Origin of the sequence: Acidovorax sp. ST3, assembly GCF_003231145.1 — a bacterium.
Taxonomy (GTDB): Bacteria; Pseudomonadota; Gammaproteobacteria; order Burkholderiales; family Burkholderiaceae_C; genus Acidovorax.
Genome location: NZ_QKVP01000126.1, coordinates 1 through 530, shown reverse-complemented (window position 1 = coordinate 530; position 530 = coordinate 1). Strand labels below are relative to the sequence as shown.

Annotated in this window: 1 protein-coding gene; it reads left to right on the top strand. The window is 56.2% G+C overall.

Going from position 1 to position 530, the window contains the following annotated elements; translation table 11 throughout:
* Positions 1 to 187: 187 nt before the first annotated feature.
* On the top strand, positions 188 to 530 hold a 343-nt coding region (locus DNK89_RS23930; RefSeq protein WP_153064355.1), incomplete at its 3' end, for a biotin carboxylase N-terminal domain-containing protein.

Below are 530 nucleotides of genomic sequence, written 5' to 3'. Positions count from 1 at the left end.
ATCTCGCGTTCCTTGACCTGGATGACGTAGCGGAATTTTCGACCGCTTTCCTGTTTTTCAGCACCTCTGCTGCCTGATCCGTATTCATTTTGGAAGAGTGCTTATTTTAGTTGCACTGCAGCATTTTCCCGCTAATCATGCGCCCGCCTTTCTTCCCTAGAGCGTTTCCGATTTTGGAGCATCCCACTTGGCAATCACGAAGATTCTTGTCGCCAACCGTTCCGAGATCGCCATCCGCGTGTTTCGCGCGGCGAACGAGCTGGGGCTCAAAACGGTGGCGATCTGGGCGGAAGAAGACAAATACTCGCTGCATCGCTTCAAGGCCGATGAAAGCTACCAGGTCGGTCGCGGCCCCTGGCTCGCCAAGGACATGGGTCCGATCGAAAGTTACCTTTCGATCGATGAGGTGATCCGGGTCGCCAAGCTCTCCGGGGCCGATGCCATCCACCCCGGCTACGGCCTTTTGTCCGAAAGTCCGGAATTCGCCGAAGCCTGCGTGGAAAACGGCATCACCTTCATCGGCCCGAAGC